The following is a 22,669-nucleotide window of genomic DNA, read 5'->3' on the forward strand; positions in this document are numbered from 1 at the left end:
GACGGAAGCTTCTTCCTCACTCCACGTCATGGCCGCTCGGCCCGACGACGTCACACACCCGAGGTGCCACGCCGATCGTGGAACACGATTTCGCCAGGGCCGGCGTCCCCGTGAGGAACTGTCCGGTGTTACGGAGCCGTTGTGGAGCGACTGGGCGGACCACCATCCGCCTCGCAGGAGGACTGGACCGCCATGCCGTGTCGGCCTGTTCCGCCGTCTTCCCGGCCCGGAGGAATGCTGCCCGGATGAATGCTCCGGGAAGGTCGTACTGAAGGTCGTACTGAAGAAGGTCGTACTGAACCTGAGCCGGGTGACGTTCTCGGGATGGCCGCCCACGAGCGTCGCCCGGTCTTCGTCGAGGAAGTGCGTACCTCGGCGCGTCGAGCGGGGCTCGTACGGAGGTGGGCTCGTACGAAGGTGGGCTCGTACGAGGGTGGGCCGGGCAACCAGGGGCGACCGTACGGGCCGAACTGGGCCCGTACGGCAACAGTTCGGGCAACTACGGTCGCCGCCTCCGCGATCTTCACGCGACTTCTACAGTACGGGGGCATGGACGCCAGCTCTGCGGTCAGGGCGGTCTCGGTCACCTCCATGACCAGCGGGGATCACGCATGTCTGGGGTTCGACGACGACGCATCCCGCTGGGAGCTCCGGGCCGCCTACACCGAAATCGGGCTTACTCGTGGTGAGCAGGTCATCCTTTTCACCGATCCGGTGACCACTCCCAGCGCCGCCGTTGCGTGTCTGCGGGCCGGCGGGCTCCGCGGCGGCACCGCGCTCACGAACGGCCAGCTGGTGGTGTACAACGAGAGCCCGGGGTTCGACGCGGCCGTCGGCTTCGTCCCGGGCAAACGGGCCCGGCTCTGGATGGAGTTGACGATGCGAGCCCGGCTGCAGGGCTTCGCGGGCATTCGGATCATGGCAGACATGGGCTGGGCCGCCGGCTCCGGCACCAACCATGACCTGCTGGTCGAGTACGAGCGGGGACTCTCACCGCTCTTCGCCGACATCGGGTTCACCGCCATCTGCGAGTACGACCGGCGGAAGTACGACGACGGGCTGCTGAGCCGTGTCCTCCGCGCCCACCCCAAGAAGGTGCTCCCTCGTCTGGGCGCACTGGACGTCACACGGGCCGGTACGGCGTTGCAAGTCGCCGGGGACGCGGACGTCAATACGCGTGCGGAGTTCGGTTCAGCCATCAGCGACGCCCTCGCCGGGCCCGGCCGGCCCAGCGTGATCGACCTCACCGAGCTGTGCTTCATGGATGTCCACAGCGCCTCGCTGGTCGTACGGCTCGCGAGCAGGCTGCCCGGCGACCAGTCACTGGAAGTGCGCTGCCGGCCCGCGCAGGCGAAGGTGATCCGGCTCTGCGGAGTGGCGAAGGTGCCCCAACTGATCGTGAAAGAGGGGTGTTACGCGCGGTGAACCTCCCTTGCGATGCCGATGGCCAGGACAGCGACGGCCACCCCACGCCGGGTGGCGAGCACGTCAACGGCACCGCCGTGTCGCCGGCAGAGTCCGTCCTGCTGAAAGTCGCCTTCGAGGGCACAGACCTCGCGCGGATGCGGCGCGAGGTGGCCGAGCGCGCCGAGAAGGCCGGACTCCACGGCCTCCGGCTCAGCGACTTCGTGCTCGCGGTGAACGAGGTCGCGACCAACGCCGTCCTGCACGGCGGCGGCAAAGGCCGCCTCGTCCTGCACCACACGGGCCTCGCACTGCGCTGCGTCATCACTGATGACGGTCCCGGAACGGCCGTCCCGGCACCGGCCACGGACTCTCCCCGCGACCATGCCGACGACCACGCCGACGACCACGCTGACGACCGTGCCGACGGCCACGGCCGGCACTACGATCACGGTCGGCACTACGCCCCTGAAGCCGACCGCAGCCGCGGACTGCAACTCGTCCGTTCGGTCGCGGACTGGTTCCACATCACGGCGTGCGACGGAGGGACGACGGCGACGTTGATGGCGTTACTCGACTGACGACTGAACTTGACTGAAGTCGACTGAACTCGACTGACGGCTGAGTACGAGCCGGTCTTCGCCGGTTGCGGCGAACCGCTCGGCCGGCTACGTCACTTCTCCCATACGGGTACTGACGGCAGCCCGAGCCGGGCGCGGGCGCGGTCGGTGAGTTCCTGGATCAGTTCCGTCTTGGCGCGTGTGTAGTCGCCGGGGGCGGTGCCGGCGGCGGCGAGTGCCTTCTTCAGTTCCGCGTAGCGGGCCGCGTCCTGCGGGTGTGTGCGCAGGTGATCGCGGAGGATGCGCTGATTACGGGTCGGCCAGCTGTCCGTGGTGACCACATGCAGGATGTGCGTCCTACGGCCTCGGCCGACGCTACGAGCCCCGCCGACACCGCGAGCCCCGCCGACACCGCGGGCGCCGCCGACGCCGCCGGCACCCTCGGCCTCGGCCTCGGCCTCGCGGACGTACAGCAGGCGGTCGGTCATGCCGTTGAAGTGCCGACGGTAGCGGAGCCCTGTCAGCGCCTCTTCACGGAGTTCCACCGCGGCGAGATCGTCAGTCGCCGCCATCAGGTCGATGACCGGCTTGGCGGCCAGGCCAGGGACGGCGGTGGAGCCGATGTGCTCGACCCCCGCCAGTAAGCCGGGCAACGCACCGCGCAGTTCCGCGATCGCGGCCGCGGCCTGCTCCGGCCACGCCGGGTCGTACTCGACGATTTCCATGGCCGCCCCTCCTCGCGCTCCTTGCGCTCCTCCCGCTCCCCGCGCTCCTCCCACTCCCCGCGGTTCCGCAAATCCAGACATAACCGTACGTACCCATCCCGCGCGCCAGCTCGCCTTTCACCCATGCGGCACCGCTTGCCTGATCAAATTGGCGGCGGGTTACCATATGAGCACCGCCTAGCTCGAAAGATAACTCCTGTGACTGTCAACGATGACTCGTTCACCAACTGGAAGACTCGCGAGGAGATCGCGGAGTCGATGATCCCGCTCATCGGGAAGCTGCAGAGGGAGCGGGACGTCACCGTCCTGCTCCACAGCCGCTCCTTGGTGAACAAGTCGGTGGTCAGCATCCTCAAGACGCACCGATTCGCCCGGCAGATCGCGGGTGAGGAACTCTCGGTCATCGAGACGATGCCGTTCCTGCAGGCCCTCACCGCGCTCGATCTGGGCCCCTCCCAGATCGACATCGGCATGCTCGCCGAGACGTACAAGGCCGACGACCGCGGCCTGTCGGTGGAGGCGTTCACCGCCGAGGCCGTCGCCGGTGCCACGGGCGTCAACAAGATCGAGCGCCGTGAGGGGCGCGACGTCGTCCTCTACGGCTTCGGCCGCATCGGCCGCCTCGTCGCCCGCCTGCTCATCGAGAAGGCCGGCTCCGGCAACGGCCTGCGGCTGCGGGCCATCGTCGTCCGCGGGGGCGGCGACCAGGACCTCGTGAAGCGCGCCTCGCTGCTGCGCCGCGACTCCATCCACGGCCAGTTCCAGGGCACGATCACCGTTGACGAGGCGAACAGCACGATCATCGCCAACGGCAATGTGATCAAGGTGATCTACGCCAACGACCCGTCGGAGGTCGACTACACGGCGTACGGCATCAAGGACGCCATCCTCATCGACAACACGGGCAAGTGGCGCGACCGCGAGGGCCTGTCGAAGCACCTGCGCCCCGGGGTCGACAAGGTCGTGCTGACCGCACCGGGCAAGGGCGACGTGCCGAACATCGTGCACGGCGTCAACCACGACACGATCAAGCCGGACGAGCAGATCCTGTCCTGCGCGTCCTGCACCACGAACGCGATCGTCCCGCCGCTGAAGGCGATGGAGGACGAGTACGGCGTGCTGCGCGGTCACGTGGAGACCGTCCACTCGTTCACCAACGACCAGAACCTGCTGGACAACTACCACAAGTCCGACCGCCGCGGCCGCTCGGCGCCGCTCAACATGGTCATCACCGAGACCGGTGCCGCCTCCGCCGTGGCCAAGGCGCTGCCCGACCTCAAGGCGAAGATCACCGGCAGTTCGATCCGCGTCCCGGTGCCGGACGTCTCGATCGCGATCCTCAACCTCCAGCTCGCGCGCGAGACCAACCGCGAGGAGGTCGTCGAGTACCTCCGTACGGTGTCGCTGACCTCGCCGCTCCGCCGTCAGATCGACTTCACCAGCGCCCCCGACGCGGTCTCGAACGACTTCATCGGGTCGCGCCACGCCTCGATCGTCGACGCCGGTGCCACCAAGGTCGACGGTGACAACGCGATCCTGTACCTGTGGTACGACAACGAGTTCGGCTACTCCTGCCAGGTCATCCGCGTCGTCCAGCACGTCTCCGGCGTGGAGTACCCGACGTACCCGGCTCCGGTGGCCTGACTTGATCCGGGCCTGACCCTGACCTGACCTGACCTGGTCCTGAACTGACCTGGTCAGGACCTGTCGGTCGGCACCGGGCAGCCTCGGGCGGATCTCCTTCGCCCGGGGCTGCCCGGCTGTATACCGCTGACGGCTGTAGGCCGTTGACGACTGCAAGCCGTTGACGACTGCAGGCCGTTGAAGGTAAGAGCAGTAACTCGGCGTATCCGGGGCACCTGGTGAAAACGATCTTCGTCCGAGCCAGGGAGAGCAGCTCATGGTCACACCGATACGCCGGCCCCGGCCTCGCCCCCGGACCCGGCCCTCGTCCCGGCCCTCGACCCGCCGTCCCGCCTTCAGCCTGAGACAGCTGACCGTCTGCTTCGGGCTGATCGCCATCGGCATCCTCGGCATCGGCCTGATGGTGCGGACGGGCCTCGACAGCGCGGCCGGCCACCCCGTGGCGAGCCTTCTGGTGGGCCTGGCCATCGCGGTACTGATCGTCGGGGTACTCCGCGCCCGTACGCGTGGGCGGGCGCGTCGTACCGGCCCCGTGAGCGGGCTGCCCGAGGAGGAAGCAGCGGGGTTCGTCGTGGCGGAGCCGGAGCCCGTCGTGGAAGATGCCGCGGCCGAGGAGTCCGTGCGCGTGGAGGACTACGCGGCCCTGGACGCGGAGGAGTTCGAGGCCGCGGTGGCCGCCCTGTGCGAGCGGGACGGCTGCCGGGACGTCAGCGTCGTCGGTGGCGCCAACGACCTGGGCGCGGACATCGTGGCCACGGCACCGGACGGCCGCACCGTCGTCATCCAGTGCAAGCGGTACGCGGACACGCACAAGGTCGGTTCCCAGGACCTGCAGCGCTTCGGCGGTACCTGCTTCGCCGTCCACGGCGCCGACCTCGCGGTCCTCGTCACCACCAGCTCGTTCACCGACCCGGCGATCGAGTACGCCGAACAGTGCGGCATCCTCTGCTTCGACGGCACGGAACTGACCGCCTGGACCACCGGCACGGGCCCCGCCCCCTGGGACTGACACTCCGGGCCGTCGAACGGGCCGGCGCGCCCGGGGACTTCCTCTTCCGGTCGTGCTTACGGCTGCTTCGGGCGGTGGTGATCACCCTCCCCCGCCCGCCGCGGACTTGTCCGAGTAGATCTGTTTGCGGACGGCCTCCGCGAACCACTGTTCGCGGACCAGAGGTCTCAGTTCGCGGCGTACGCGCCAGGGGACGTCGAGACGCGTCGCCACCTCCGTCGCCAGGAGCAGCCCGGCCAGGGCGCGGGAGCGGCGGTCGGGGAAGCCCTGTTCCACGGCGTTGTGGAGGGAGGCCAGGGCCTGGCCGTGTGTCTGCTGGTCGGTGACGTGGAAGCGCTGGTGCGGGAACAGGCCGAGCGCCCGCTGCTCCTCGATGCGGATCGTGCCACGGGCGGCGAGGGCGGCCGCGGCGAGCTGCTCCGCGCGGGCTCCGTGGCGCCGGATCCAGCCCCCCAGGCGCTCGCCCCTGCCCTTCGCCTTGCCTGATCCGCCCATTGAACCGCCCATTGAACCGCCCATTGAACCGCCTATTGAACCGCCTGCTGAGCCGGCTGTTGAACCGACCGCTGAACCGGCGGAGAGGGTGTTGAGCGCTTCGTCCAGCAGTGGTTGTCCCGTGGGCAGTGGGCGCAGGACGGTGATCCGTCCTCGGTCCTCGGTCACACTGCCGTACGCCTCCAGCTCCGCGAGGAGCGCAGCGGCCAGGCCGTAGCGGAGGTAGCTGCGCTGGACGCGGGGCCGGGACCGGGCGGGGTCGAGTCCGAGGAGCAGCAGTTCCTCTGCCATCGTCAGGCCGGGCGGGGGAAGTGTGGTCATGGGAGGAAGGACGCGGCAGCGACGATCAGCGGTTGCCTCAGCCGTCCCCCGCTGCACGGGCAGCCCGCCACCCGCTGTACGGGCACCCCGTCACCCGCTGTGCGGGCGGTCCCTGCCCGTTGCGGCGGGGTCTCGTTCCGGGGCGCGCTGATCGTTATGCTGCGGCCGAACGCTCAAACGCACACAGGGGGGCGCGACATGCGGGAACCGGTCGAACTCCGGCGGCAGCGGATCCTGGCCGTACTGAGGTCGCGCGGTTCGGCCCGCGTCTCCGATCTCGCGGCCGAGCTGGAGGTCTCGGTGGTCACCGTCCGCCGGGACGTGGAGGAGCTGGCGCGCGCCGGAAAGCTGCGGCGCGGGCACGGCGTGGCGCGTTCGATCGTGCCGGTCGAGGGGGCGGGCGGCGCCACGGCGGCGGTGCCGGGCCCGCGGCCGGGTGAGGACGGTGCCCCGGCGGTCGGCCTGGTGGTTCCCGAGCGGCACTCGTACCTCTTCGAGACCCTGCACGGTGCGCGTACGGTGCTGGAGGAGGCCGGCATGCGGATCGCGCTGCACATCGCGCCGGCCGTGTCCGGCGGTGAACGCCCCATGGTGGAGCGGGCGTTGGCGAGTGGTGTGCGGGGGCTGCTGATCGCGCCGCGGTGGCGCGGGCAGGGTGCCGAGGAGGCCGACTACGGCTGGCTCGGCTCGCTGGACGTACCGACCGTGCTGATGGAGCGCCGGCCGCGGCCCGGCAGTGCGCTGCATGCGCTGGACTCGGTCTGTTCCGACCACTGGTACGGCGTGCACCTCGCCGTCGAGCATCTGGTGGCGCTGGGGCACCGGCGGATCGTGCTGGCCGCGCGGGACGACAGTCCGACGGCCCGGGCGGTGCGTGCGGCGTTCGCCGCGATCGCGGCGGAGCGGGCGGAGATCGAGGACTGGGCGGTGACGCTGAGTTCGCCGGACGCCGTACCGGAGCCGGCGGAACGGTCGCGTGCGGAGCATGCGGAACGGTCGGAGCATGGGGAGCGGTCGCGTACCGAGCATGCGCGGGAGTCCGGCCGTGGTCGGCCTGCGGGCCCGGACGCGCAGCCCGACGTCCTCGGCCTGGTGCGTGCACGTGGTGCCACCGCCGCCCTGCTGCACGGCGACACGGATGCTCTGATGCTGGTCCAGCGGTTCCAGGAGGCCGGGATCAGGGTGCCGGAGGACTTCTCTGCGGTGGCCTACGACGATGTCATCGCCGCGTTGGGCAGTACCCCGCTGACCGCGGTGGCGCCGCCCAAGGCCGAGGTGGGGCGGGCGGCGGCGGAGCTGCTGCTGCACCGGCTGCGGCGGCCTGCCGGAGAGCGGCCGGCACCCGTACGGCGTATCGAGCTGCTGCCGGATCTGCAGGTCCGCGGTTCGACCGGTCCGGCGAACAGCTGAGCTGGTGAGGAGGCGTCAGAAGCGGCAGCGAAAGCACGGGATGAGCGTTTGACCGCTTTATTTTCTTCTGATCGGTCTATTGACCGGGTTGTGTTACGCCGATCACTATTCCCGTGTCCCGAAACGAGCCGCGGGAGGCACGCATGCCGGGTCAACAGAGCCGTCGTTCCGTACTCGCTGCGCTCGCCGCCCTGTCCGTGTCCGGTGTGAGCGCCTGCACCGGCAGCGGCGGCAGACAGCCGCGCAGCACTGGCAAGAGCACCACTCGCGTCACCTTCTGGTCCGCCCTGCGCGGCAGTCAGGAAGTGGTGGACGCGTTCAACCGCACGCACGATCACATCCAGGTGGACTTCCAGCAGGTGCCGTCCGGCGCGCAGGGCGGATACGCCAAGCTCAGCAACGCCGCCCGGGCCGGGAACGCGCCGGACGTCGCCACCATCGAGTACCCCCAGGTCCCGGGTTTCGCGATCGACGGGGTGGCCCGGGACATCACCGACCTGGTCGATGACGACCTGCGCGGCAAGCTGCTGCCGCAGGCTCTCCAGCTGACCACCTTCGACCGCCGGATCTTCAGTGTTCCGCTGGACATCGAGCCGATGGTGCTGCACTACCGGACGGACCTCTTCCGGGAGTACGGCCTCGATGCCCCGGCCACCTGGGACGAGTTCGAGGAGGCGGCGCGGGTGGTGCGGAAGCGCGCGCCGGACCGCCGCCTGGCGCTGTTCCCCACTGACGGCATGACGCAGTTCGCCGCCTGGTCCTGGCAGGCGGGCAGCCGTTGGTTCGACACCTCGCGCGGTGCCTGGAACGTCTCCATGGCCGATGCTCCGAGCCGGCGGGTGGCCGGCTACTGGCAGCGGCTGTACGACCAGGACCTGGTCTTCATGAATCCCACCGAAGGCACGCGCGGCACCGCCCAGGTGGGCCAGGGCCGGCTGCTCGCCCGGCTCAGCGGCGCCTGGGACGCGGGCGCACAGATGAACGCCCACCCCCAGCAGGCGGGCAAATGGGCCGTCGCCCCGCTCCCCCAGTGGGACACCAAGAGGCCGGTGAGCGCCACCCACGGCGGGTCCACGTTCGCCGTCACCAAGGACTGCCGTCATCCCGAGGCCGCGCTGGAGTTCATCAGCTGGCAGGTCACCCATCCCGACGCACTGCGGGCCCGCCTCTCCAGCGGTACCAGCAGTCAGTTCCCCGCGGCGCCCGGCCTGATCGAGGTGGGCCGCAAGGCCTTCGACCGCCGGTACTACTCCGGCCAGGACATCTACGCGCTCTTCCGCGAGCAGGCCGAGCTCATAGACGACCGGTGGACGTGGGGGCCGCGGATGACGGCGACGCAGAAAGTCATGCAGGACGGGTTCGCCCGTGCCGCCGGCGGTCAGGGCACGATCATCGGCGCGGTACGCGAAGCGCAGCGCGGCACCATGCCCGACCTCAAGGCCCTCGGTCTGTCCACCACCGAACACAGCAGCTGACCAATCGTCAGAGAGGCACCAGAGAGTCATCAGAGAGGCAGGTGACACCATGACCACGACCACAACCACCACGGACACCGTCGCGCTGCCGTCCCGGGCCGCTTCCCGGTCCTCCGCCGACCAGCGGCGCGGGGCGCGAAGACGGCAGCTCGGCGCGTGCGGCGTGCTGATGACGCCGTTCTTCGTGCTGCTCGCGACGGTCTTCCTCATCCCCGTCGGTACCGCCGTGTGGCTGAGCTTCTTCGGTGCCGACCAGCCGGGTCTCGGTTTCGGCCCGGAGCGGACGGTCTTCGTCGGACTGCGCAGTTACGCCGCCGTCGTCACCGACCCGACCTTCCTCGGCGGCCTCGGCACGGTCGCCGCGTACTGCCTGGTCTACATCCCGCTGATGGTGGTGTGCGCCCTGGCGCTCGCCCTGCTGCTGGACTCGGGTGTGGTGCGGCTGCGGTCCTGGGCGCAGCTGGCGCTGTTCCTGCCGCACGCCGTGCCCGGCATCATCGCCGCGATCATCTGGCTGTACCTCTACACCCCCGGCATCAGCCCGGTGATCGAACTGCTGGCGCGCGGTGACATCACCGTCGACTTCCTGGGCGTCCACACGGTCCTGCCCTCCATCGTGAACATCGCGGTGTGGAGCAATCTCGGCTACAACACCATCATCTTCTACGCCGCGCTCCAGGCCGTCCCGCGCGAGGTGATCGAGGCATCGGTGGTCGACGGTGCGGGGCCGGTGCGCACGGCTCTTCAGGTCAAGGCCCCGCTGGTGCGTTCGTCCGTCGTCATGGTCGCGATGTTCACGCTGATCTGGGGGCTGCAGCTGTTCACCGAGCCGATGCTGCTCGGCCAGCAGACGCCGATGATCAACTCGCGGTTCACGCCGAGCATGTACATCTACGACGCCGCCTTCAACCGCAACAACTACAGCCTGGCGGCGGCCGCCTCGGTGATCCTGCTCCTCTGCACCATCGCCCTGTCCTACGGCGTGACCCGCTGGACCAACCGGTCCGGCGAGAAGGCGGAGGCCGCCCGATGAGTACCACCTCCACCCTGCGCCCCCGGATGCTCGGCCGGACCGCCGTGAACGCCGTCGTCGGTGTGTGCGTGCTCTACACCCTGCTGCCCGTCCTGTGGCTGGTGCTCGCCGCCACCAAGAACCGCGAGGCGCTCTTCAGCAGCGATCTGCTGTCCCTCGGCGACTTCTCCCTGTTCGCCAATCTGGGTGACCTGTTCGCCATGGACGGCGGACTCTACAGCCGCTGGTACGGCAACAGCCTGCTGTACGCGGTGGTGGGCGCTGCGCTCGGTGCGCTGATCAGCGTCGCCTGCGGTTACGCCTTCGACAAGTACCGCTTCCGGCACAAGGAGAAGCTGTTCGGGCTGGTGCTGGCCGCGGTCATGGTGCCGCAGACCGTCCTCGCCCTGCCCCTGTACCTGATGGCGTCCGGCGTCGGGCTGGTCAACACCTTCTGGGCGGTCTTCATCCCCGTCCTCTTCAACCCCTTCGGGGTCTACCTCGGCCGCATCTTCAGCCAGGGCTACGTGCCCGACGAGGTGCTGGAGGCGGCCCGCATCGACGGCGCCGGCGAGCTGGCCGCGTACTTCAAGGTCGCCCTGCGCATGCTCGGGCCCGGCCTGGTGACCGTCTTCCTCTTCCAGCTCACCGCGGTCTGGAACAACTTCTTCCTGCCGATGGTGATGCTGTCCGACCAGAAGCTGTATCCGGTGAGCCTGGGGCTGTACACGTGGAACAGCTCGGCGACCGTCTCCCCCGAGTACTACCCCGTCGTCGTCATGGGCTCGCTGCTCGCGGTGCTGCCCCTGATCCTCGCGTTCATGCTGCTGCAGCGCTACTGGCGCTCGGGCCTGACCGCGGGAGCGGTGAAGTAACCACTCGTACGACACGTCGAAGGAGTTCCATGCCCGACGCCCGTCACCGGCCGCGTGCCGCGCTCGCCATGAGCCAGGACGCCGCCGCGGCCGTCTTCGGCCCGGACGAGACGGCCGCCCTCGCCGCCGTGTGCGAGCTGGCGCCGCCGCCCGTACTCGACGACCTCACCACCGACCGGGCCCGCGCGGTGCTCGCGGAGACCGAACTCCTGGTCACCGGCTGGGGCTGCCCGCCCCTCGACACCGCGGTACTGGCGGCCGCGCCCCGGCTGCGGGCCGTCGCACACTCCGCGGGCAGCGTCCGCCACCACCTCACCGATGCCTGCTGGGACCGCGGCATCGAGGTCTCCTCGGCGGCCGCGGCCAATGCGCTGCCGGTCGCCGAGTACACCGTGGCGATGACTCTCCTGGCGAACAAGCGGATCCTGGAGCGGGCCCGTGAGTACCGCGCAGCCCGCAGCCGTGACAACTGGCTGCGCACCGACCGCTCCCTGGGCAACTACCGCAGGACGGTGGGCATCTGCTCCGCCTCGCTGATCGGCCGGCGGGTGATCGAACTGCTCCGCCCGTACGACCTCCAGGTGCTGCTCTACGACCCGTACGTCACCGAGGCCGATGCCGCGGAGCTGGGCGTGCCGACCGTGGGCCTTGAGCAGCTGTTCGCCGCGAGCGATGTCGTCAGCGTGCACACGCCGCTGCTGCCCGCCACCCGCGGCATGGTCAGCCGTGCGCTGATCGGCCGGCTGCGTCCCGGCGCCACACTGATCAACACCTCGCGGGGCGCCGTCGTCGACCAGGACGCGCTCACCGACGCGGTCACCGCGGGCCGTATCCATGCGGTACTGGACGTCACCGAACCCGAGCTGTTGCCCGCCGGCCATCCGCTGTGGGACTGCGACAACGTCCTGCTGACTCCGCACCTGGCGGGCTCGCAGGGCAACGAATGGCGCCGCCTCGCCGACCTGACGGTGGGTGAGGTAGCCCGTTGGGCCGGGGGCGACGGCTTCGCCCACCCCGTACACCGTGAAAGGCTGGCGTTCCTGGCATGAACGACGTCACTGTCACCGGCACGAACGGCTTCCTGCGACTACCCGGCGCCGACCGGGGTGCGAGCCCGCACACCGGCTACACCCGGGCCCACTGGGAAGCCGCAGCCGACGGGCTGGTCCGCGCCGCCCTGCGCTGGGCGACGCCCGGCGGGGCGCTGCTGGACCTGCCGGGGCGCCCCTCCCGTTCCGGCGTCCGCTCCGACGGCCTGGAGGGGTACGCGCGCACGTTCCTCGCCGCGGCGTTCCGCGCCGCGGGGGCGGGCGGCGCGGACCCGCACGGTTTCCTCGGCCGGTACGCCGACGGGCTCGCCGCCGGTACCCGTACGCCGGGCCGCGAGGACACCGAGTCCTGGCCTCTGATCCTCGACCACCACGTCCAGGGCCAGCCGATGGTGGAGTCCGCCTCCGTCGCGCTCGGCCTGCGGCTGACCCGCCCGTGGCTGTGGGACCGGCTCGACGGCGCGGTCCAGGACCGCGCCGAGGAGTGGCTGCGCGGTGCCCTGCGGCACACCCCGGCACCGAACAACTGGTACCTGTTCGCCGTCACCGTGGCGGGCTTCCTTGAGTCGGTCGGCCGGGGCGACGCCGAGACCCGGCGGGCCATCGACCGCGGCCTGCACCTGCTGGAGACGTGGTACCGCGGCGACGGCTGGTACGCGGACGGCGACGGCCGCGCCTTCGACCACTACAACGGCTGGGCGCTGCACCTGTACCCGGTGCTCCACGCCCACCTGGCGGGCGACAAGGACCTGCTGGACCTCTACGGTCCCCGGCTGAGCGAGCACCTGGAGGGCTACTCGCTCCTCTTCGGCGGCGACGGCGCCCCGATCCACTTCGGCCGCTCGCTGACCTACCGTTTCGCCGCCACGGCCGCGGTGGGTCTCGGCGCGCTGACCGGGCACACACCCCTCGCGCCCGGCGTCTCCCGCCGGCTGCTCAGCGGTGCGCTGCGCTACTTCGTCACCCGGGGCGGGGTGGGGGCCGACGACGGGCTGCTCAGCCTGGGCTGGCACGGCCCGCACGACGCCACCCTCCAGACGTACTCCGGTCCTGGCTCCCCGTACTGGGCGTCCAAGGCGTTCGTGTCGCTCCTCGTTCCGGCCGACGATCCACTGTGGACGGCCACCGAGGAGGCTGCGCCCGTCGAGGGTGCGGACCGGGTGCTCGCGCTTCCCGCTCCCGGCCTGCTCATCCAGACCACCGGGGCCGACGGCATCGCCCGGCTGCACAATCACGGCAGCGACCACGTACGCCCGCACGAGGGCGACACCGCCGCCGTGCACGACGTGCTGTACGGGCGTTTCGCCTACTCGACCAGTACCGGACCGACGCCCTCCGGGAACGTGCCCGACAACCACCTCTCGGTCGAGGTCGCCGGGCAGGCGTCGCTGCGCTGCCGGATCCACCCGCTGGGCGCCGGCGGCGGCGACGGGTGGGGCTGGGCGGCGTCCTGGCACCGCCCGGTGTTCGCCGCCGGCCCGCCGATGGTGCCGGGGCTGACGGTGCGGAGCGTGACGGTGGCCCGCGGGCGGTACGAACTGCGGGTGCACCGGGTCGCGGGGGTGCCGTACGGCGGCCGGATACGGCTGACGGGCTGGGCGACGGGCCCGGAGCGGGCATCGGAGCCGGTTTCGCAACTCGTCGGTGTGCACGGCTGGGCGGAGCGGGACGAGGTACGCGCCCCGCAGGGCACGGCCTGCACCCGCTGGGCGGTGGTCCCTCGGCTCAGCACGGCTCCCGTCGAGGAGGCCGACGCGACGGTGGTGGTGGCCGCCCTCGCCTCGCTGACCGGTGCGGAGGAACCGCCGGAGGAGCTGACCGATGTCGTCTCCGTGGCGGCGGCGGACGCCGGTGCCGAGGAGATCCGCGTCCGGTGGGCCGACGACGGGTCGGTCACCCGGATCGCCTTCGCACCGCTGACCGTCGAGCACGGCCGCTGACGGATCGCGACCGCCGGGGAGTACTGCCGGTGAACGACGTTGGCCCCCGCCGGACGAGGCGGGGGCCGGCCGGTCCGGCGGGGCAGGCAGCCGCCGGTCAGGCGGTGAGCATCACGTCCGACGCCGACGCCGGCTTCGACGCGGCGGTACGGGAGAGGTGGTCGTGCGCCACCGCGAGAGCCGCCTCCGGCGTACGCGTACCGGTCGAGACGCACAGGGTGTAGGTGACGTCCTCCAGGCGCTGGGCCGTCTCGTAGGTGCCTTGCTCGGAGTGGAGGAGCTGGGCCTCCTCGTACCGGGCGATGAGATTCCGCAGTGTCTCAGGGGACGGCAGCAGCACAACAACACCTCTTCTTCACTCAGAAGCCAACAGGCATCACACGTGTACCCCCATCACATAGGAACACGCAATCCCATTTGTGACAGTTCCGACGGGCCCACATGCCACAGAAAGCAGGAACTCTGGTTCCTGCATTAAAATTCCTGCATGAGGGGCATGGATGCCGTTGCCCCGGGCAGAAGCTGAACCCTGAGGCAATGACGACGGTCCGGGAGGGATGACAGCATGACGACGTCACTGGCGGTTGAGGCCGAGGAGCAGGTGACGGGATTCGAGGGCGAGTCCCAGGCTGCCGTGGACGCCGGGCTGCCGTGGGTCGAGGACGCCGTCAAGGTGGCGCCCCAGGACGCCAGGGCGCTGTCGAAGCTGTTCTTCGAGCGCCTGACCGTGCTCGAAGAGGGGACCAGCGAGTACCAGTACGCCCGCAACACCCTGATCGAGATGAACCTGGCCCTGGTCCGCTTCGTGGCCGGGCGCTTCCGTAACCGCGCCGGGGACACCGGGCAGATGGAGGACATCGTCCAGGTCGGCACCATCGGCCTGATCAAGGCCATCGACCGGTTCGACCTCTCCCGCGGCACGGAGTTCCCCACCTTCGCCGTCCCGTACATCATGGGCGAGATCAAGCGGTTCTTCCGCGACGCCACCTGGGCCGTGCACGTCCCGCGGCGCCTGCAGGAGCTGCGGGTCGAGCTGGCCCAGGCCAAGGAACGGCTCGTCAACGCGCTGGACCGGGAGCCCACCGTCGCCGAACTCGCCGCCGAACTCGGCATCAGCGAGGAGGAGACGATCGAGGGCCTCGTCGCGAGCAACGGCTACACCGCCGGCCCGCTCGACACCCCGGACGACGGCTCCGACTCGGACGGCGAGGGCCGCAGCCTCACGGACGTGCTCGGCGAGACGGACCCCGCCCTGGAGCTGGTGGAGAACATCCACGCGCTGGGCGGCCTGCTGCACGAACTCGACGAACGGGACCGCCGGATCCTGCACATGCGGTTCGGCCAGGAGATGACCCAGACCCAGATCGCGGGCGAACTGGGCATCTCCCAGATGCACGTCTCCCGGCTCCTGACCCGCATCCTGACCCGGCTGCGCCGCGGCCTGCTCGCCCACACCTGAGAAGCCACTCCCCGAAACGGCCGACGCGACCGCCGAGTGGGCGGAGCCGGCGGTGCCGCTCCCGCCGGGCCGTACCACCGCGGTGCCGGCCGCCTCGTCCCCCGTGCGAGGCGGCCGGCACCGCGGCTGTGTCACACGTCCCTGCGCAGCAGTGACACCAGGCCGCCCGCCACGACGGCGCCCAGGCGGCCATCACCGCCAGGCCCGCCCAGGGCCCCAGCGCCCCCTCGGGCACGGTGTGCAGGATCTGCTGCCCCGCCCGCTGGTGCTGCGTGTGGTGGCAGGCGTGGCCGTGACCGCCCGCACCGTCCAGCTGCCGGCGCTGACCGCCGCGGTCGTCCCACTGGCGAACGGACCGGCCTCACCGAGCGGGAGCGGCAGGTGCGGCTGCTGGTCGCCGGTGGGCTGTCGACCCGGGGCGCTCAGTCGCCGGCGTGGTCCTGGATGACGTCACAGGTGTGCTGGAACTCCTCCATCAGGCGGGTGGCTTCGATGACGAGCACGCCGTACGGGCGTGCCGGGTCGGTGAGGGGCAGGTTCTGCCGTTCGGCCTCGTCGGCCACCTGCTCACGGCGCCGCTGGGCCTCGTCCGCCCATTCGCGCAGCTGTCGTGCCTGGTCCGCCAGGGACTCCTCGGTCAGCTCCTCGAGCACTCCGGCGAGGGCGGCGACGGACTCCAGGAAGCGGGCGTAGCAGGCGAGGAAGGGGCGGTGGTCCGCGCCGTTCTCGTCCTCGCGGTCCGCTCGCCAGCGGTCGAGACTGCGGGTCAGTGAGGCCATCTGGTGCAGGGTCCGCTCCAGCGCCTCCATCACCGAGGCGTACCCGTCGAAAGCGGTGGGCACCCGGCCGCGCCGCAGCAGCCGTCTCGGGTTGTAGTACAGGCTCTCCTTGGCGGTCTGGAGCCCCGACCTGGCCTGTGTGATGAGCCCTTCGGTCTGTGCCGCTCGCGCCCGCCACTGTTCGGTACGTTCCCGGTCCAGGTCGCCGTCGCGCAGCGCCGGGTAGACGTCGCTGACCAGGTCGGACAGGGCGTGGGCGAGGGTACGGATGCCGTACTCGGCGCTGCGGTACCGCATCGGCGGGAAGACGGTGAGGTTCACCAGGAAGCCGACGCCGCAGCCGATGAGCACGAGCAGGACGATCTGCCCGAGCTGGGTGATCTTCTCGGTATCGGTCGTGGCGGTCGAGTAGGTGGAGAAGGCGAAGAAGGCCGCGGTGGCGACCTGGGAGCCCTGTGCGCCCAGCGCCGGCCAGCGGCCGATGGTGAGCGCGATGGCGGCGACCAGTGCGAAGGTCAGCACGTCGGGGCCGGCCAGGAAGCCGAGCGCGGCCTGGACGGCCACACCGGCCGCGACGGCGCCCACGTACCGCAGGGACTGCACGAGCGACTGGTAGATCGTGACCTGCATGATCAGCACGGCGGAGAAGGGCGCGAAGGCCGGCGACCGGGCCTGGAGCAGGTTGTAGGAGATCACCCAGGAGACCGTGGCGGCCAGTGTGCTCTTGGCGATGAGCAGCGCCGTGTGCCGCTCGTGCCCCGCCGAGCCGAAGGCCCTCCCCCACCACTGGCGGATGCGTGCCGTCCGGCCCAGCTCGGCCGGCTGTCTCTGCGGCGCCGCCCGCTCACCGGCCCGCGCCGTGCTCCCGTCGCTGCTGCGCTCCGTGTTCTTCAGCGTTCCGCTCCCTCCAGGTCCACCGGTCCCGCCAGGGCGCCGGCCAGGTCCAGTGGTCTTCAGTGGTTCATTGCCCCCCGGTACCCGACAGCCCCGCCAGCACCCCTGGCAACTGCGCCATGTGGCCTACCTGACATGCGGCAACGGTGCCCTGCGCTCCCGATAGCATGGGCGCACAAGGGAACGATCCGTCGGGTTCACCGCGTGGTGGGGGCAGGGCTTGAGTTCCTTGAGTCAGCGATGACGGGGCAGCGCGCGGGCCGGGAAGCACCGGCGCACGGCACGGAGCGGCGGGCCACCGGACCGCTGCACTGGCACACCTGTGACGTCGACCGGGCCCGGGCCCTGATCGCCGAGGTGATGCACTATCCCGTGACGCTGAAGCCCCTGGCCGGAGCGGCCCGGTTCGCGATGGACATGCGGGGGACACAGCTGGGGCCGATCAACACCAACGTCGTGGCGTACGGCCCCCACACCCTCATCGAGACCGGCGGTCTCGGCGCGTACCACATCAACTTCGTCAGCACCGGCGGGCTGGTGCAGACCCGCCGCGGTGAGAGGTACGCGTACACGGCCACGCGCGGGCAGGTGCCCGTCACCGAACCGACGGGCATGGCCACCGCGGAGTTGGTCGACAGCGCCGAGGTGCTGTCCCTGGGCTTCGAACGGCAGGCGGTCGAGGGCGCTTTGGCGGATTATCTCGACCACTCGGTGCGGCCGCTGCGCTTCGCCGGCGGCTTCGACCCGACGGCCGGCAGGGGCCGGACACTGACCGGGCTGGCGCGGATCCTGGAGCGTGAGGTGCTGTCGCCGACGGGCCTGCTGGAGCAGCCGGCCGCCGCCGCGCCGCTGGCCGAGACCCTCCTCGCGACGATGCTGCACGCCACCCCGCACCAGTACTTGGAGGAGCTGCTCAGCCCGGCGGCCCGCACCTGCCCGCGTCCGGTCAGGACGGCGATCGAGGCCATGCAGGCCGATCCCGCGCACCCCTTCACCGTGCGCGAACTGGCCAGGATCGCCGGTGTCGCTCCGCGGTCCCTGCAGGCCGGGTTCCGGCAGCACATGGAGACCACGCCGATGACGTATCTCCGCCGGCTGCGCCTGGAACGCGCGCACCGCGACCTGACCCGCCTGGGACCCGCCGTCACGGTCACCGAGGTAGCGGTCCGCTGGGGCTTCTCCCACCTGGGCCGCTTCGCCTCGGCCTACCGGGCCAGGTACGGGACGCTGCCGTCGCAGGAACGCCGGGGCTGAGCGAGAGGCCCGGCCGGGACGACCGGGCCTCTCAGCGGTCATGTGGCCCGCCGGACGGCCGCTAGGGGCGGACGTACGGCCAGGTCATGATCTCCATGTTGTGGCCGTCCGGGTCGTCGAAGTATGCGCCGCGACCGCCGAAGAGGCTGTTCGTCCGGCCGGGTTCGGTGTGCCCGGGATCGGCGTAGTAGGTCACCCCGGCCGCCTCCAGTCGCGCGATCATGGCGTCGAACCGCGCGTCGGGGACGAGGAACGCGTAGTGCTGCGACTGGATCGGCTCGTCCCGCTTCTCGTAGTAGTCGAGCGTCACGCCGTTCCCGAGGTCGACGGGCAGGAACGGGCCGAACGGGGCGCCGACTTCCAACTCCAGTACCGCGGCGAGGAATTCAGCCGACCGGTGCCGGTCGGTGGCGTGGATGACGGTGTGGTTCAGCTGGACGGCGGCCGTCGCCGCCTCGGGTGCGTGTGAGTACTGCTGGTCGTACGGCATGGGTGTGAGGTGTCTCCGGTCTCCGGGGCCGTCGGAATGCGGCGCCACGGGCGGGCGCCGGGAGCAAAGACTCGGAAGACAGGCGGGCCCCTGGCCCGCCTCGCGCTCACGCCGAGGCCGGGACCCTCTCTCGTGCGTGGCACATGGCCGACCCGGCAGTCACCCGGCCGACTCTAACCCCGGGCGCGGCCGGGAGCAACGTCGTTCACACACCTGAATTGGCCGTCCATGTTCGGTAATTGCCGGTTTTGCTGGGTGATGGACATCTACTGTGAATGTGCGGTGGCTCATGAGGTGTATACGGCCTCATCCGTCGCACTCATCCGTTGGGGGACGCCTGCCAGGCGTCGAGACGAGAGCGGTGATGCATGGTAAGTACAAGCAGACGAATACCACGGGCGAGACGCGGCATCGCGTACGCGGCGGCGGCAGGGCTGGTGTCACCCCTGCTGGTGGTCGGGGTGCAGTCGGCGCCCGCGGCCGCCGCCTCCGGCTCCTGGTGCGGCGGCCTCCAAGGGCCGTACCAGAAGCAGGCCGAGCGGTTCCTCGGCCGCAAGGCCGACGGCAGACAGTCGGTCGGAGACTGCCGCGCGATCCGGGATTTCCAGCGTGCACACGGCATCCACCCGCAGTACGGGTACGCCGGCCCGGTCACCTGGAACGTGATGAAGCTGGTGAAGCAGCAGAAGGCGGCGGGCAAGAACCCCAACCGGGCCGGCAAGTGCCCGGTGAACAAGGGACGCATCGCGTGCGTGGACCTGACCCGGCAGATCAGCTGGATCCAGGACGGCCGCAAGCTCGTCAAGGGTCCCGTGCCGGTGCGTACGGGGCGGAACAAGTTCGAGACCCGCACCGGTCTGCACCGCGTCTACTGGCGCCACAAGGACCATGTCTCCTCGCTGTACGACGTGCCGATGCCGTACAGCCAGTTCTTCGACGGCGGCGAGGCCTTCCACTCCATCGACGGCAGTGTGTGGTCGGCGCCGGGCTCGCACGGCTGCGTCAACATGCGGCCGGCGGACGCCAGGAGCTACTGGAAGCTGCTGAGGAACGGCGACGAGGTCTACGTGTACGGGCGCAAGGCCGGGACGTGACCGTACCGGCTCAGCCGTGATCCGTGGGCCGTCCTGATGTGGTGGGGGCGGCCCACGAACATGCCGCGGGACACCACCACAGCCCGCCGCGTACCGCAAGGGCACCCGCCGCTACCCCTCCGTCTGCCCCTTCATCTGCCCCGGAGTCCCTGGTCGGCCGGTCGGACGGGCGGGACGATCGAGGGGTTCGCACTCTGCACGTCCCTCACCACCGGAGGCACCTTGCGCTCTCTCGGAAGAAGTCCCGAGCGGCAGGAGGAGCAAGGCGTCCGCCGGCAGCGGCCCGCCGTCCCCACGGCGGCCCGGCACGCACCGCTCTCCCCCGCTTCGTTGCTGTCGTTGCAGCGCTCGGCCGGCAACACCGCTGTCGCACAGCTCGTCAGGGAAGGCGACCAGGCGGGCCCCGCCGTCACCGTGCAGCGAGCGGTCAAGGTGACCCCCGACGGCTACGCGCGGGCACACGGCCACGGCTCCGCGGCCGAGCTGACCCCGGACCAGCTCAAGGAGTACCTGCGGACGGCCGTGTGGGACGACTACCAGATGGCCGTCGGTTACGCGGACGACGGCGGTACCGCGCTCAAGGCCGCGGCCAAGCGCGCCCTGCGGGGGAACACCGTCGACCAGGCCCGCATCGACGCGCTCACGGAGCTCATCGGTCTGATCGACGCCGCTCTGGCGTCGGCTCCGGCCCACAAGGACACCCGCTACCACGTCGATCCCAAAGGCGGCTACCAGCACACCGACCTCACCACGCCGCGCGTCGCCTGGGCGAGCGACACCGACATGTGGGACAAGGTCGGCCCGGGGCTGGGCGAAGTGGCCCCCGACGCACCGGTCACCACCGGCCGCAGCGGCAGCGAACCGCTCAAGCAGCTGACCTGGGACCAGGCGAAGCGGCTGCTGCCGCGGCCGCTCCTCAACCTCCTCTTCGACGTCCGCCTCCAGCTGGAGAGCGGCACGGTGATCGACGAACGGACGCGACGGCAGCAGGGGTACGACGACGAGAACAACACCCGTATCACCCCGGACACCACCCCCAACGAGCCCGGTACGCTGCGCAGCTGGCATCAGGACGATCTCGGCCGGCTGCCCGGCACCCAGGTGCCGCACGGCAATGACGCGGCCGCGTTCGCCGACCAGGTGCCCGCGCACGGCCGTCCGCTGCACGACCACTACGCCGCACACTCCGGCGCCGGGACCGGATCGGCGATCCAGCAGGGCGCCAACTTCCCGCGGGGGTTCGCCGAGTACACCGGTACCGGCTCCAACAGCGAGCACAACACCAAGGTCGTCCTCGACTACATCAACAAGCGTGTCTACCTGACCCTGACGCACTATCAGTTCTGGGGTGCGGCGGCGGTGGGCGGCCGTACGTATTTCCTGCCGTCCGGTACGCAGGCGCGCGGACAGGTGGAGGCGGGCCTGCTCGAGGAGTGCAGGCGCCAGCGCTTCCCCGGCAGGACTTCCGACATCACGGTCATGAACCCCTGGCTGGAGATCCTCATGCCGTAGTCACCGCTTCGGGGAGCTCGGGCTCGTCCAGGGTGCGCAGCAGGAGCCAGCCGAGTGCGGGCAGCGCGATCAGCGGTGCGAGGGCCGTCTGCAGGGAGGTGGCGTCGGCGAGGGCGCCGATGAGCGGGCTGGCGACGCCGCCGATGCTCACGGTCAGCCCCAGGGTGACGCCGCTGGCGGTGCCGACGCGCCGGGGCAGGTAGTCCTGGCCGAGGGTGATGTGCAGGGAGAACGGCACGTACAGGCCGGCCGAGGCGAGCGCGACACACACGTAGAGCAGCGGTCCGGGGACGAGGACCACACCGGCCACCGCCAGCACGGTCAGCGCGTAGGACCACTGGACGACCGGGATGCGGCCGTAGCGGGTGGCGAGCCTCCCGCCCGTCACGGTGCCGACGGCACCGCCGAGGTAGAGGACGAACAACGCGGCGGTTCCCGCGACTTCGCCGCCGCCCGCGCGCTGCGGCACGTACAGCGAGAGGAATGCGCTGAGGCCCACGAAGACGATCGAGCGGCACACGATGGCGCCCGACAGCTTCGCGAAGGAGGCCCAGTCGTCCCGGGCGGGAGCCGGCTCCGGGCTCGGGCGCCCGGCCGCTGACGTCGCCGCGTCGGGCGCGGGCTCCGTCCCGGCGGGGGCCGTCATCCCCCGCAGCGCGGCCACGCACAGCGCCGCGCCGGCGAGGGCGGGGACGACGAGGAGCGGGGAGGCGCGCAGGCCGCCGGTGGCGATGACGGCGGAGACCATCAGGGGCGCGGTGGCGAAGCCGAGGTTGCCGCCGAGGGAGAACCAGCCCATCGCGGTGTGGCTGCCGCGGCCCGCGGCGTTCCGTGCCACGCGCGCGGCCTCCGGATGGTAGGCGGCGACGCCGATCCCGGACACCGCGACGGCCGCCAGGGTCAGCGCGTACGCGTCGAAGACCCCGGCGAGGGCGACTCCGGCGCCGCCCACCAGGGTGCTGACCGGCAGCAGCCACGGCAGGGGCCACTTGTCGGTGAGCGCTCCGAACAGCGGCTGCACCACCGAGGACAGTACGGAGGCGGCGAGGACGAGACCGGAGGCGGCGGCGTAGGTGAAGGCGCGTTCCGAGACGAAGAACGGCACCAGGGCTGCCACCGCGCCCTGGTAGACGTCCACGCAGGCATGTCCGAACGACAGCAGGGTGATGGGCTTCGGACGGCGGCCGGCGCGCCGCCACGTACGGGGTTCCGCGCGCCGTGCGGTGGAGGAGAGTTGGTTCGTCGACACCTCGTCATCGTCGCCCCGG

The 22,669-nt window shown here is 70.8% G+C and carries 20 protein-coding genes; 14 read left to right on the forward strand and 6 right to left on the reverse strand.

From position 1 onward, the window contains the following. Positions 1 to 549: 549 nt before the first annotated feature. Together AAC944_RS01600 and AAC944_RS01605 are read left to right on the forward strand one after the other, a co-directional pair. Positions 550 to 1,425 (forward strand): MEDS domain-containing protein, encoded by an 876-nt coding sequence (locus AAC944_RS01600; RefSeq protein ID WP_030607683.1) that lies wholly within the window; start codon positions 550 to 552, stop codon positions 1,423 to 1,425. Next, a complete protein-coding gene (locus AAC944_RS01605) occupies positions 1,422 to 1,985 on the forward strand; it encodes an ATP-binding protein (RefSeq protein ID WP_051871315.1) in 564 nt (187 codons plus the stop codon). Before AAC944_RS01600 ends, AAC944_RS01605 begins: the two co-directional genes overlap by 4 nt. Before the next feature lie 92 nt (positions 1,986 to 2,077). Here AAC944_RS01605 and AAC944_RS01610 read toward each other — a convergent pair whose 3' ends face one another. Next, positions 2,078 to 2,689 (reverse strand): GrpB family protein, encoded by a 612-nt coding sequence (locus AAC944_RS01610; RefSeq protein WP_030607677.1) that lies wholly within the window; start codon positions 2,687 to 2,689, stop codon positions 2,078 to 2,080. A 198-nt stretch (positions 2,690 to 2,887) separates the two neighbouring features. On the opposite strand from AAC944_RS01610, the gene AAC944_RS01615 reads away from it, so the two are divergent. Together AAC944_RS01615 and AAC944_RS01620 are read left to right on the forward strand one after the other, a co-directional pair. Beyond that, positions 2,888 to 4,333, forward strand: a complete 1,446-nt coding sequence (locus AAC944_RS01615; RefSeq protein ID WP_030607675.1) for a glyceraldehyde-3-phosphate dehydrogenase — start codon at positions 2,888 to 2,890, stop codon at positions 4,331 to 4,333. A gap of 256 nt (positions 4,334 to 4,589) precedes the next feature. Beyond that, positions 4,590 to 5,342, forward strand: a complete 753-nt coding sequence (locus tag AAC944_RS01620) for a restriction endonuclease (RefSeq protein ID WP_030607673.1) — start codon at positions 4,590 to 4,592, stop codon at positions 5,340 to 5,342. Positions 5,343 to 5,423: 81 nt separating this feature from the next. Here the strand turns inward: AAC944_RS01620 and AAC944_RS01625 are convergent, their stop codons facing one another. Next, the gene (locus tag AAC944_RS01625) at positions 5,424 to 6,158 is read right to left on the reverse strand and encodes a GOLPH3/VPS74 family protein (RefSeq protein ID WP_078888246.1); all 735 of its coding nucleotides are present in this window, start codon (positions 6,156 to 6,158) and stop codon (positions 5,424 to 5,426) included. 198 nt (positions 6,159 to 6,356) lie between these two features. On the opposite strand from AAC944_RS01625, the gene AAC944_RS01630 reads away from it, so the two are divergent. The 6 genes from AAC944_RS01630 to AAC944_RS01655 all read left to right on the forward strand — a co-directional run bounded on the left by AAC944_RS01630 (position 6,357) and on the right by AAC944_RS01655 (position 13,919). Further along, positions 6,357 to 7,568, forward strand: a complete 1,212-nt coding sequence (locus AAC944_RS01630; RefSeq protein ID WP_030607669.1) for a substrate-binding domain-containing protein — start codon at positions 6,357 to 6,359, stop codon at positions 7,566 to 7,568. 143 nt (positions 7,569 to 7,711) lie between these two features. Further along, positions 7,712 to 9,043: an ABC transporter substrate-binding protein gene (locus tag AAC944_RS01635; RefSeq protein ID WP_030607667.1), complete on the forward strand. Its 1,332-nt coding sequence runs from the start codon at positions 7,712 to 7,714 to the stop codon at positions 9,041 to 9,043. A 49-nt stretch (positions 9,044 to 9,092) separates the two neighbouring features. Next, the gene (locus AAC944_RS01640; RefSeq protein ID WP_030607665.1) at positions 9,093 to 10,076 is read left to right on the forward strand and encodes a carbohydrate ABC transporter permease; all 984 of its coding nucleotides are present in this window, start codon (positions 9,093 to 9,095) and stop codon (positions 10,074 to 10,076) included. After that, a complete protein-coding gene (locus tag AAC944_RS01645) occupies positions 10,073 to 10,930 on the forward strand; it encodes a carbohydrate ABC transporter permease (protein ID WP_030607662.1) in 858 nt (285 codons plus the stop codon). Before AAC944_RS01640 ends, AAC944_RS01645 begins: the two co-directional genes overlap by 4 nt. A 29-nt stretch (positions 10,931 to 10,959) precedes the next feature. Continuing rightward, positions 10,960 to 11,979, forward strand: coding sequence for a hydroxyacid dehydrogenase (locus AAC944_RS01650; RefSeq protein WP_030607659.1), 1,020 nt, complete (start codon positions 10,960 to 10,962; stop codon positions 11,977 to 11,979). Further along, on the forward strand, positions 11,976 to 13,919 hold the full coding sequence (locus AAC944_RS01655) for a DUF2264 domain-containing protein (protein WP_051871314.1): 1,944 nt from the start codon (positions 11,976 to 11,978) through the stop codon (positions 13,917 to 13,919). Before AAC944_RS01650 ends, AAC944_RS01655 begins: the two co-directional genes overlap by 4 nt. A gap of 97 nt (positions 13,920 to 14,016) precedes the next feature. Here AAC944_RS01655 and AAC944_RS01660 read toward each other — a convergent pair whose 3' ends face one another. Further along, entirely contained in the window at positions 14,017 to 14,259 is a 243-nt protein-coding gene (locus AAC944_RS01660; RefSeq protein WP_030607653.1) for a DUF5133 domain-containing protein, read from the reverse strand. Positions 14,260 to 14,484: 225 nt separating this feature from the next. Here AAC944_RS01660 and AAC944_RS01665 point away from each other — a divergent pair, with 225 nt between their 5' ends. After that, positions 14,485 to 15,378: an RNA polymerase sigma factor SigF gene (locus AAC944_RS01665; RefSeq protein WP_030607650.1), complete on the forward strand. Its 894-nt coding sequence runs from the start codon at positions 14,485 to 14,487 to the stop codon at positions 15,376 to 15,378. A gap of 422 nt (positions 15,379 to 15,800) precedes the next feature. On the opposite strand, the gene AAC944_RS01670 is transcribed toward AAC944_RS01665, so the two are convergent. Beyond that, positions 15,801 to 16,952, reverse strand: a complete 1,152-nt coding sequence (locus AAC944_RS01670; protein WP_030607648.1) for an FUSC family protein — start codon at positions 16,950 to 16,952, stop codon at positions 15,801 to 15,803. 339 nt (positions 16,953 to 17,291) lie between these two features. On the opposite strand from AAC944_RS01670, the gene AAC944_RS01675 reads away from it, so the two are divergent. Then, positions 17,292 to 18,305, forward strand: a complete 1,014-nt coding sequence (locus tag AAC944_RS01675) for an AraC family transcriptional regulator (RefSeq protein ID WP_051871313.1) — start codon at positions 17,292 to 17,294, stop codon at positions 18,303 to 18,305. A 61-nt stretch (positions 18,306 to 18,366) separates the two neighbouring features. Here AAC944_RS01675 and AAC944_RS01680 read toward each other — a convergent pair whose 3' ends face one another. Further along, positions 18,367 to 18,795 carry a VOC family protein gene (locus tag AAC944_RS01680; protein ID WP_030607643.1) on the reverse strand — a complete coding sequence of 143 codons (429 nt, stop codon included), beginning with the start codon at positions 18,793 to 18,795 and terminating at the stop codon, positions 18,367 to 18,369. 368 nt (positions 18,796 to 19,163) lie between these two features. On the opposite strand from AAC944_RS01680, the gene AAC944_RS01685 reads away from it, so the two are divergent. Together AAC944_RS01685 and AAC944_RS01690 are read left to right on the forward strand one after the other, a co-directional pair. Next, the gene (locus tag AAC944_RS01685; RefSeq protein WP_078888244.1) at positions 19,164 to 19,889 is read left to right on the forward strand and encodes a L,D-transpeptidase family protein; all 726 of its coding nucleotides are present in this window, start codon (positions 19,164 to 19,166) and stop codon (positions 19,887 to 19,889) included. Between the two features lie 222 nt (positions 19,890 to 20,111). Further along, a complete protein-coding gene (locus AAC944_RS01690) occupies positions 20,112 to 21,401 on the forward strand; it encodes a hypothetical protein (RefSeq protein ID WP_196942713.1) in 1,290 nt (429 codons plus the stop codon). Here AAC944_RS01690 and AAC944_RS01695 read toward each other — a convergent pair. Beyond that, a complete protein-coding gene (locus AAC944_RS01695) occupies positions 21,391 to 22,569 on the reverse strand; it encodes an MFS transporter (RefSeq protein ID WP_030607633.1) in 1,179 nt (392 codons plus the stop codon). The two genes, AAC944_RS01690 and AAC944_RS01695, sit on opposite strands and share 11 nt — an antisense overlap. Positions 22,570 to 22,669 lie beyond the last annotated feature (100 nt).

It is taken from the genome of Streptomyces sclerotialus, assembly GCF_040907265.1.
GTDB classification, from domain to species: domain Bacteria; phylum Actinomycetota; class Actinomycetes; order Streptomycetales; family Streptomycetaceae; genus Streptomyces; species Streptomyces sclerotialus.

Coding starts and splice junctions, on each gene's coding strand:
- AAC944_RS01600 (WP_030607683.1), top strand. CDS start 550: ATGGACGCCAGCTCTGCGGTCAGGGCGGTCTCGGTCACCTCCATGACC.
- AAC944_RS01640 (WP_030607665.1), top strand. CDS start 9,093: ATGACCACGACCACAACCACCACGGACACCGTCGCGCTGCCGTCCCGG.
- AAC944_RS01650 (WP_030607659.1), top strand. CDS start 10,960: ATGCCCGACGCCCGTCACCGGCCGCGTGCCGCGCTCGCCATGAGCCAG.
- AAC944_RS01630 (WP_030607669.1), top strand. CDS start 6,357: ATGCGGGAACCGGTCGAACTCCGGCGGCAGCGGATCCTGGCCGTACTG.
- AAC944_RS01685 (WP_078888244.1), top strand. CDS start 19,164: ATGGTAAGTACAAGCAGACGAATACCACGGGCGAGACGCGGCATCGCG.
- AAC944_RS01680 (WP_030607643.1), bottom strand. CDS start 18,795: ATGCCGTACGACCAGCAGTACTCACACGCACCCGAGGCGGCGACGGCC.
- AAC944_RS01675 (WP_051871313.1), top strand. CDS start 17,292: ATGACGGGGCAGCGCGCGGGCCGGGAAGCACCGGCGCACGGCACGGAG.
- AAC944_RS01645 (WP_030607662.1), top strand. CDS start 10,073: ATGAGTACCACCTCCACCCTGCGCCCCCGGATGCTCGGCCGGACCGCC.
- AAC944_RS01625 (WP_078888246.1), bottom strand. CDS start 6,158: ATGACCACACTTCCCCCGCCCGGCCTGACGATGGCAGAGGAACTGCTG.
- AAC944_RS01655 (WP_051871314.1), top strand. CDS start 11,976: ATGAACGACGTCACTGTCACCGGCACGAACGGCTTCCTGCGACTACCC.
- AAC944_RS01610 (WP_030607677.1), bottom strand. CDS start 2,689: ATGGAAATCGTCGAGTACGACCCGGCGTGGCCGGAGCAGGCCGCGGCC.
- AAC944_RS01620 (WP_030607673.1), top strand. CDS start 4,590: ATGGTCACACCGATACGCCGGCCCCGGCCTCGCCCCCGGACCCGGCCC.
- AAC944_RS01665 (WP_030607650.1), top strand. CDS start 14,485: ATGACGACGTCACTGGCGGTTGAGGCCGAGGAGCAGGTGACGGGATTC.
- AAC944_RS01635 (WP_030607667.1), top strand. CDS start 7,712: ATGCCGGGTCAACAGAGCCGTCGTTCCGTACTCGCTGCGCTCGCCGCC.